The organism is Microcoleus vaginatus FACHB-2002 (genome assembly GCF_040004035.1).
Taxonomy (GTDB): domain Bacteria; phylum Cyanobacteriota; class Cyanobacteriia; order Cyanobacteriales; family Microcoleaceae; genus Microcoleus; species Microcoleus vaginatus_C.
This window is the reverse complement of record NZ_JAMPLN010000077.1, coordinates 1-8,074: the sequence shown is the minus strand read 5'-3', so window position 1 is coordinate 8,074 and position 8,074 is coordinate 1. Positions and strand designations below refer to the sequence as shown.

Here is an 8,074-nt window from a genome sequence, read left to right as displayed (position 1 = left end):
ATTAATACGACTAGACTTGCATTCAGGACATTTGAGGGACTCTAATTTGCTGTTCATTGTTTTTCGTCAACTTTGCTCTCGATCGCTATATCATACATCAATTCAGCAACGCCTATTTTACCTCTTAACTGCCGCCCACTGGGTAATCGGTTCCAGGAGTTTCGGGAGCATCTCAATGAAAGCAGCCAAGCCCAAAATTGGAGTTAGGAGTCCCGAGGCTGCGAGCCAGGAGAAAAGAGGAAGAAGGAAGGAGCCAGAAGAAGTGTTTTTACAAATATGAGATGCTCCCGGAGTTTCCAACCAAAATTGCCAGATAAATCGCCAATTCAAACCGATCGAAGTATAGAATCAGGAAAAAGCAAGCAGCAGGGTTGAAACATGAATGAGACCGATCGCACGCGAGTCGAAACATTCATCACGCGCTGGGCAGGTTCTAGCGGTAACGAACGGGCAAACTACCAGTTGTTTTTTGCAGAAATGTGCGATGCGCTGGGAGTTGATCGCCCTTTTGATAAAGGCAGAATTCCAACGATCCCTACTGCTTTGATAAAGATGTCAAAATTTTTCACCCCAGCGGCAAAGTAACTCCGGGGTTTGTTGATTTTTACAAAGCCGAGCATTTTTTAATCGAGGCAAAACAGGGCGGAACAACGAGCAAAAAGGGAACGGCCAAGCGGGGGACAAATACCTATTTGCGAGAGATGGAAAAAGCGTTTGTGCAGGCGATCGCCTATACCCGCAGTCTCAGCAGCAAACCGCCGTTTTTGTTAACTTGCGATATTGGCGATCATTTTGAATTGTGGATGGGTTTTAGCGGCGATTATGGCGGCTATGGGGCGCGGCGAGAAATCGGGCTAATCGAGTTGGGGAAAGCCGATGTTTTCGATTTGTTTGTCGATATTTTTAGCAATCCGCAGCAGCGCAACCCAGAGAAAATTGCGGCGCGGGTGACGCGGGAAGTGGCGGCGGATTTGGCAGAGTTGGCGAAGCGGATGGAGGCGAATGTCGATCCGCAGCAAGTCGCCCAGTTTTTGATGCGCTGTATTTTCACCATGTTTGCTGAGGATGTGGGGTTGTTGAAGGAACATCTGTTTACGCAAGCGCTGGAAACGCGATGGATTCTCAACCCGAAGACGTTTAAGCCGGAGGTAGAGGCGCTGTGGGAGGCGATGAATGAGGGGACGAGTTTTGGCTTTCATGGCAAACTGTTGCGGTTTAATGGGGGATTGTTTGCGGAGTCGCAGGCGTTTGCTTTGACAAAAGCGCAGTTGGAAGTGTTGTTGCAGGCGGCGAAGCGGGATTGGTGCAATGTGGAACCGGCGATTTTTGGGACGTTGTTGGAAAGGGCGCTGGATTCGAGGGAACGAAGTAAGTTGGGGGCTCATTATACGCCGCGATCGTATGTGGAAAGGTTGGTAAAACCTGTGGTGATGGAACCTTTGGGCGATCGCTGGATTGCGGTACAAGCAGAGGTTAAACAGTTGCTCAACGCGGGGGAATCGGAACCGACTGCAAATCAAAGGAAAAAGGCGATCACAGTTTTAGAAGCATTTCTGACGGAGTTACAAGAGGTGAAGATTCTCGATCCGGCCTGCGGATCGGGTAATTTCCTTTATGTGACGTTGGATTTGTTGAAGGGGTTGGAATCGGAGGTGTTGCGGCGCTTGGAGGATGTCACCGGGGCGGCGCAGTTGCGGTTAGATATTGCTCAAGTTAATCCGAGTCAGTTTTTGGGAATTGAGATCAATCCTAGGGCGGCGGCGATCGCGGATTTGGTGATTTGGATTGGGTATTTGCAGTGGCATTTTCGGCGGTTTGGCGATATTCCGCCGATCGAACCGGTGTTGCGGGAGTACAACAATATTGAATGCCGGGATGCGGTGTTGGCCTATGACGGAATAGAACCGGATGTGGATGCAGCGGGGAAGGTGAGAACTCGCTGGGGCGGACGGATGATGAAAAGTCCGGTGACGGGGGAAGATATTCCCGATCCTACAGACAAAGTAACAATTTATCGGTATTTGAATCCGAGGGCAGCCGAGTGGCAGAAGGCCGATTATATTGTGTCGAATCCGCCGTTTATTGGCAATGCGAGAATGCGGGAACGGTTAGGAGATGGATATGCAGAAACGTTGCGGAAGGTTTATAAAGATGTACCGGATACTGTTGATTTTGTGATGTATTGGTGGCACAAGGCTGCGGAACTCACACGCTCAAATGAGATAGAAAAATTTGGTTTTATCTCTACAAATACCATTCGCCAAGTTAGACAGCGAAAAGTTATCGATTTCCATTTAAGCCAAAAGAATCCAATCCGGTTAATTTTTGCAATCCCCGATCACCCTTGGGCGGATGGAGGAGCCGCTGTTACAGTCGCAATGACAGGGGTAGAACTCAAGGATAATAAGAAAAATGCAAAATCCCCCATTTTAGGTTTGTTGCTCAACGAAGGTGAAGGAGATAATCCTGAAGATAAAGCCGATCTAGTTAAATTGATATTCAAAGCTGTAGATCTAATTTTTAGTAATCTTAAAATCGGCATTGATGTAACGAAATCACATTCGCTAAAGAGTAATTTAGACATCACCTCCAAAGGATTTGAGTTAGGTGGTCTTGGGTTTATAGTACCTCCTGACAACATAAAAATTCTAGAAAGAGAGATTATTCATTCCTTCTTGACAGGGAGAGACTTAGCACAAAGCCCAGAGGAGCGATATGTGATCGATGTCAATCATCTATCAGAACAGGAGTTAGAGCTAAAGTATCCTAAAACTTACCAGTGGTTGATAGAGAATGTTAAACCAGTACGCGATATAAATAATGATTTAAGATTGCGTCGTGAATGGTGGCGTTATCGACGGTCTAACGCAATTATGCGTGATGGTATTCAAGATATAGATGGATATATTCTTACACCTAGAACAGCTAAACATAGATGTTTTACATTTCGCTCAAAAAATGTATTGCCAGAAAGCGAAATTATTGTGATTTTCCTGAATGATATGTATTATCTAGGCGTTCTTTCCAGTAAAATTCATGTCACTTGGGCTCTGGCAGCAGGTGGAGATTTAGGAGGAAATACACCGCGTTACAACAACTCCGTTTGCTTCGACCCCTTCCCCTTTCCCGACCCCACCGACACCCAAAAACAAACCATCCGAGAACTCGGAGAACGCCTCGACAGCCACCGCAAACGAGTCCAAGCCACTCACCCGGAAGTCACCATCACCGGGATGTACAACCTCCTCGAAAAACTCCGCCAAGGCGAATCCCTCAACGACAAAGACAAAGCCTTCAACCAAAAAGCCTTAGTCTCCACCCTCAAACAAATCCACGACGAACTCGATGCCGCCGTATTTGCCGCCTATGGTTGGGAACCCACCCTCACCGACGACCAAATCCTGGAAAACCTCGTCACCCTCAACGCCCAACGCGCCGAAGAAGAACGCAACGGACTCATTCGCTGGCTGCGTCCCGACTACCAAGCCCCAGGCGAAACCTACGTGCAACCATCCCTTGCAGGTATCACCACCGAAACCGAAACCTCGATCGCCCCCACGGAACAACAACCTTTCCCCAAAACCCTCAAAGAGCAACTTTCTGCCATCCGCGACTTATTCCGCACCCAAAGCGGCGAATGGACAGCGGCCCAAGTCACCGCCCATTTCAAAGGGGCCAATCGCAAACAAAAAGTCATTCTCGACTGTCTAGAAAGCCTCGAAGATTTGGGGATTTTGCTCAGTCATACTGAAAATGGGATGACTTTCTGGCACCTGGCAGAACTTTAGAGCGATTGGTAAGTTTCTGTTACTTTCTCTATGCCATCTGCAAATACTCCAACACCAGCAACCGCAAATAGTCCAGCATTCGGATATAGGCTCGCATTTGAAGATAGCCCGATCGCGTCTCATCATAAAACTGAGCGATCGCAGAACGATCGAACACCCTAAGCTGATGTAACTCTGCGATCGCTTGCTCGCGATTCTCAACCTCTGCGCGCTCCTCAATCTGACTAGCATAACCGCGAATACTTACTGTTACTAACTCAAGCTCCTCCAGAAACGAAAAATCTTCCTCAGAAGCAAGATACCTCTGAGATATCTCTTTGCGCTCTGATTTAGTGTTTTGATAGTCAACTGTCAACTGTGCCAAAAGTTGCACAATAATATCCTGCCCAAGCGCTAATTTGTTTTGAACTTGTGCCATATCGCTATTCCTCATTAATGCCATAAGTCACGATTTTCTCAACACCATACTGGTCAGGTCGCACAATTAAAAACTCATTGCCCTTTCGGTAAACAGCGGCTCCATCCTGCCGATATCCCGTGCGAGGAACTCTTACAGCACCTCTGGTGTTGAAGTTGTGTGCTTTACGCAGATATTTGAGTGGATCAAATCCTTTTCTTTGTGAATGATCTAAAACACTTTGGGCCACAGTTCGATAAGTTCCTCTATCCCATTCAGACAGATATTGCTGTAGTTCGATAACTTCAGTGTTGGAATAGTCTTCAAACAGTCCATCTAAATAAGGATCTACAGATGATTCGTCTGGCATTATCACTCTCATTCCAGAGGATATTATTGATTATAGCTTTATTGGAAAAAGATCGATCGCATTTTACCTCTTAACTACCGCCCACTGAGTCACCGGTGCCAGCGGTTTCCAACCCTGAAAAGAACCGATCGCCCCTACTCGCTGAATGCCAATTCTAATAAGTTCCCCGCCATAACGATCGTGCCATTGCAAAACTTTAAACTCGCTCTCAACAGTCACCGCATTCACAACTAATCGGCCACCTTCACCTAAAGCATTCCAGCAAGTTTTCAGCACAGATTCTGCGGTGACACCGCCGCCGATGAAAATAGCATTCGGTTGAGGCAAATTTGTCAGGGCTTCCGGCGCTTCACCCGCGACAATTTCGAGTTCGGGAACACCAAAATTAGAGGCATTTTCAGCGATGTATTGCAATCGAGTCGGATGGCGTTCGATCGCGATCGCCCTGCACCGAGGATGACTCCGCATCCATTCGATCGCGATCGAGCCGCAGCCCGCCCCCACATCCCAAAGCAACTCTCCGGGAATCGGCGCTAACGTTGACAGAGTAACGGCTCTAACCTCCCGCTTGGTAAGTTGTCCGTCGTGGCGATAAGCAGTATCCGGCAAACCAGAGGTACGAGGGAAAATCACAGTTTCGCGATCGGCTGCAACTGCGATCGCGATCGTGTTCAAATCAGCCAAATCCGCTGCATTCCAGGCTGCTGCTACCCTCTCGATCCGCCGTTCCGATTCCCCTCCCATCCGCTCAAACACGGTCATCAAACTGCTGCCAAACCCCCGCTGTGTCAACAATTGGGCAACTTTTGCTGGCGTATGTCTGTCAGCGCTCAACACCAGCAACCGCGCCCCCGGCGAGAAAGCAAGGGCGATCGATGCGATCGGGCGATTTGTCAAACTGAAAGTCTCAACTTGGGCGATCGGCCAACCCAAACGGGCGCAAGCAAGACTAAAAGCCGATACCGCCGGAATCACAGTCATTTCCGAAATGGGAATCTGGCGCGACAGCGTGACGCCGATGCCGTGACACATGGGATCGCCGCTTGCGAGCACGCACACAGACTGTCCCCGGCGGCGGAGGATCTCGTCAACAGTTGCTTGCAAAGGCGATGCCCAAACCAATTTTTCGCGGGTGTCGTCGGTTGGTAGCATTGCTAGGTGACGGGCGCCACCAACAACGATTTGAGATCGAGAGAGGAGGGTAGAGGCGATCGGGCCGAGCCCCGAAAGTCCATCTTCGCCAATCCCCACCACCGAAAGCCATTTGTGCATTGCGCCCTTACCAAAATAATTGGGTTTAAAGCCCCGTCCTTGTAGGACGGCTTTCTGTGCTATACTTACGCTAACACGACAGGCGTAACTATGTTGGTATTTGAGGCAAAACTTGAGGGAACGCAGCAGCAGTACGAGAGGCTAGACGAAGCCATCCGCACTGCTCGCTTTGTTCGCAATAGTTGTCTCAGATACTGGCTCGACAACTTGGGAATCGGCAAGTACGAGTTAAGTGCCTACTGCGCTGTCCTAGCCAAAGAATTTCCCTGGGCCGCTAAACTCAACTCGCAAGCGCGTCAGGCTTCTGCTGAAAGAGCTTGGTCTGCAATTGCGCGGTTCTACGACAACTGCAAAAAAAGCAAACCAGGGAAAAAAGGCTTTCCGCGCTTTAAGAAACATCAGACCCACGGCTCTGTTGAATATAAAACAACAGGTTATAAATTATCGTTCGATAGACGTACTATCACTTTCACTGATGGTTTTGAAGCCGGAAGCTTTAAGCTGTGGGGAACTCGCGACCTACACTTCTATCAATTAAAGCAGATTAAGCGAGTCCGGGTAGTTCGTAGGGCTGACGGTTACTATGTGCAGTTTTTGATAGACCAAGAGAGGTTAGAAAAGAGAACACCAACTGGTAAAACACTAGGTTTGGACGTTGGTTTGACTCACTTCTACACAGATTCAGACGGTCAAACAATTGAGAACCCGCGTCATCTGAGAAAGTCCGAGAAAGCTCTCAAACGACTGAATCGGCGTCTTTCGAGAACAAAAAAAGGCTCCAAAAACAAAGCCAAAGCAAGAAACCGATTAAGTAGAAAGCACCTCAAAGTAAGTAGACAACGTAAAGATTTTGCCGTGAAATTGGCAAGATGCGTAATCCAGTCTAGCGACTTGGTAGCCTACGAGGATTTGCAGGTGCGAAATTTGGTCAAAAATAGAAAGTTAGCCAAGTCTATTTCTGACGCTGCATGGTCTAATTTCCGGCAATGGTTGGAATATTTTGGCAAAGTGTTTGGAGTGGTAACAGTCGCTGTGCCTCCGCACTACACTTCGCAAAATTGTTCTAACTGTGGAGAAGTTGTTAAAAAGTCTTTGAGTCAAAGAACGCACCGCTGTCAGCACTGCGGTGTTGTACTCTTACGTGACTCGAATGCAGCAATCAACATACTTGAGTTAGGACTTCGTACCGTGGGGCACACGGAAACGTTAAACGCCTCTGGAGACATCGACCGCTGCATTGGTGAGGTAACTCCTCAATGTAAGTCGAGTCGTGGAAAGAGGAAGCCTAAACAGTGATGTTTAGAATCCCCGACCGTTTACGCCGGGGAGGATGTCAATACTTATCGATTCTAAAGAATAATATCGGATTTCCATTCATAATTCTTTCTTCTACTTGTTTCATTCCGAGTCTTTCTGCGACTTTTTGCGACTCAATGTTTGGGCGATCGCAACTTGCGACAAGATAGTTAAAGCCAAGTTCATCAAAACCATAATCCAATATTTTGGTTGATGCTTCAGTAGCGTAACCTTTTTTAAGTGCTTTCGGCAGCAGTGCGTAAACTAACTGGGGCTGTGCTTCTTCAAAAAAATACCACAAACCAACAAATCCAATAGTTTCTCGATCGCTCTTAGTTTCGATAAACCACATACCGAATTGCTTTTGGGCAAACAGCTTTTTGTTTTCGGCAAGCATTTCTTCAACCTTTTGTAGCGACCAGATTTCGCCGTCGCACAGATATCTCCTCACATAGGCATCGATAAAAATTCTATGAAGCGTGTTGAGGTCGCTCTCCACAATCGGTTTCAAAACTAATCTCTCTGTTTCAAATATCATGGGGATTATTTATGTTGGATTAAAGGGCGATCGCACCTATCAATATTAGTCCAGGACGCACGGGTGGTCAGAAACCGGGTTTATTATGAAAAGATGGGTTGCAGCCCGTAGATTGGGTAAAACAGCCGGTTTCTTTGATAGAAGTGCGATCGCGAACTGTTTACCTTTGTAGTTGCGGTGTCTTCGCTGGCGGGTCCATGCGTCCATGACTGTCTGAAAAATATTTTTCCCCAAACAAAAAGCGCCCCTATTACTAGGAGCGCTCTTTGTCAATCGATAGCTAAAACTTAGCCATTGATGGAAGGAGCAACCATTGCCACTGGAGTGACTTCACTAGCAGCCAAATCAAGCGGGAAGTTGTGAGCATTGCGCTCGTGCATTACTTCCATACCCAAGTTAGCGCGGTTGATGAC

The 8,074-nt window shown here is 47.6% G+C and carries 8 protein-coding genes and 1 pseudogene; 4 read left to right on the top strand and 5 right to left on the bottom strand.

Translation table 11 applies throughout. From position 1 onward, the window contains the following. From NDI35_RS29410 to NDI35_RS29400, 3 genes are all read left to right on the top strand, one after another. The coding region (locus NDI35_RS29410; RefSeq protein WP_445315786.1) for a hypothetical protein at positions 1 to 280 on the top strand (280 nt) is incomplete at its 5' end. A 98-nt stretch (positions 281 to 378) separates the two neighbouring features. Then, the gene (locus tag NDI35_RS29405; protein ID WP_445315785.1) at positions 379 to 585 is read left to right on the top strand and encodes a hypothetical protein; all 207 of its coding nucleotides are present in this window, start codon (positions 379 to 381) and stop codon (positions 583 to 585) included. After that, the gene (locus NDI35_RS29400) at positions 561 to 3,788 is read left to right on the top strand and encodes a class I SAM-dependent DNA methyltransferase (protein ID WP_445315787.1); all 3,228 of its coding nucleotides are present in this window, start codon (positions 561 to 563) and stop codon (positions 3,786 to 3,788) included. Before NDI35_RS29405 ends, NDI35_RS29400 begins: the two co-directional genes overlap by 25 nt. Positions 3,789 to 3,816: 28 nt before the next feature. On the opposite strand, the gene NDI35_RS29395 is transcribed toward NDI35_RS29400, so the two are convergent. The 3 genes from NDI35_RS29395 to cbiE all read right to left on the bottom strand — a co-directional run bounded on the left by NDI35_RS29395 (position 3,817) and on the right by cbiE (position 5,827). Continuing rightward, complete coding sequence (locus NDI35_RS29395) at positions 3,817 to 4,206, bottom strand: hypothetical protein (protein ID WP_445315784.1); 390 nt, start codon at positions 4,204 to 4,206, stop codon at positions 3,817 to 3,819. A gap of 4 nt (positions 4,207 to 4,210) precedes the next feature. Then, positions 4,211 to 4,555: a hypothetical protein gene (locus NDI35_RS29390; protein WP_445315783.1), complete on the bottom strand. Its 345-nt coding sequence runs from the start codon at positions 4,553 to 4,555 to the stop codon at positions 4,211 to 4,213. Positions 4,556 to 4,618: 63 nt separating this feature from the next. Continuing rightward, positions 4,619 to 5,827 carry a precorrin-6y C5,15-methyltransferase (decarboxylating) subunit CbiE gene (gene cbiE, locus NDI35_RS29385; protein ID WP_445315782.1) on the bottom strand — a complete coding sequence of 403 codons (1,209 nt, stop codon included), beginning with the start codon at positions 5,825 to 5,827 and terminating at the stop codon, positions 4,619 to 4,621. A gap of 90 nt (positions 5,828 to 5,917) precedes the next feature. Between cbiE and NDI35_RS29380 the strand changes: the two genes are divergently transcribed. Further along, a complete protein-coding gene (locus tag NDI35_RS29380) occupies positions 5,918 to 7,123 on the top strand; it encodes an RNA-guided endonuclease InsQ/TnpB family protein (RefSeq protein ID WP_445315781.1) in 1,206 nt (401 codons plus the stop codon). A gap of 37 nt (positions 7,124 to 7,160) precedes the next feature. Here the strand turns inward: NDI35_RS29380 and NDI35_RS29375 are convergent, their stop codons facing one another. Together NDI35_RS29375 and NDI35_RS29370 are read right to left on the bottom strand one after the other, a co-directional pair. Further along, a complete protein-coding gene (locus NDI35_RS29375) occupies positions 7,161 to 7,661 on the bottom strand; it encodes a GNAT family N-acetyltransferase (RefSeq protein WP_445315780.1) in 501 nt (166 codons plus the stop codon). A gap of 287 nt (positions 7,662 to 7,948) precedes the next feature. Then, positions 7,949 to 8,074 (bottom strand): annotated as a pseudogene (locus NDI35_RS29370) (photosystem II q(b) protein); the annotation flags it as partial.

What these genes read in the sequence shown, in the direction of transcription:
- NDI35_RS29405 (WP_445315785.1), top strand. Translation starts at nt 379, where the DNA reads ATGAATGAGACCGATCGCACGCGAGTCGAAACATTCATCACGCGCTGG.
- NDI35_RS29380 (WP_445315781.1), top strand. Translation starts at nt 5,918, where the DNA reads ATGTTGGTATTTGAGGCAAAACTTGAGGGAACGCAGCAGCAGTACGAG.
- NDI35_RS29375 (WP_445315780.1), bottom strand. Translation starts at nt 7,661, where the DNA reads ATGATATTTGAAACAGAGAGATTAGTTTTGAAACCGATTGTGGAGAGC.
- cbiE (WP_445315782.1), bottom strand. Translation starts at nt 5,827, where the DNA reads ATGCACAAATGGCTTTCGGTGGTGGGGATTGGCGAAGATGGACTTTCG.
- NDI35_RS29390 (WP_445315783.1), bottom strand. Translation starts at nt 4,555, where the DNA reads ATGCCAGACGAATCATCTGTAGATCCTTATTTAGATGGACTGTTTGAA.
- NDI35_RS29395 (WP_445315784.1), bottom strand. Translation starts at nt 4,206, where the DNA reads ATGGCACAAGTTCAAAACAAATTAGCGCTTGGGCAGGATATTATTGTG.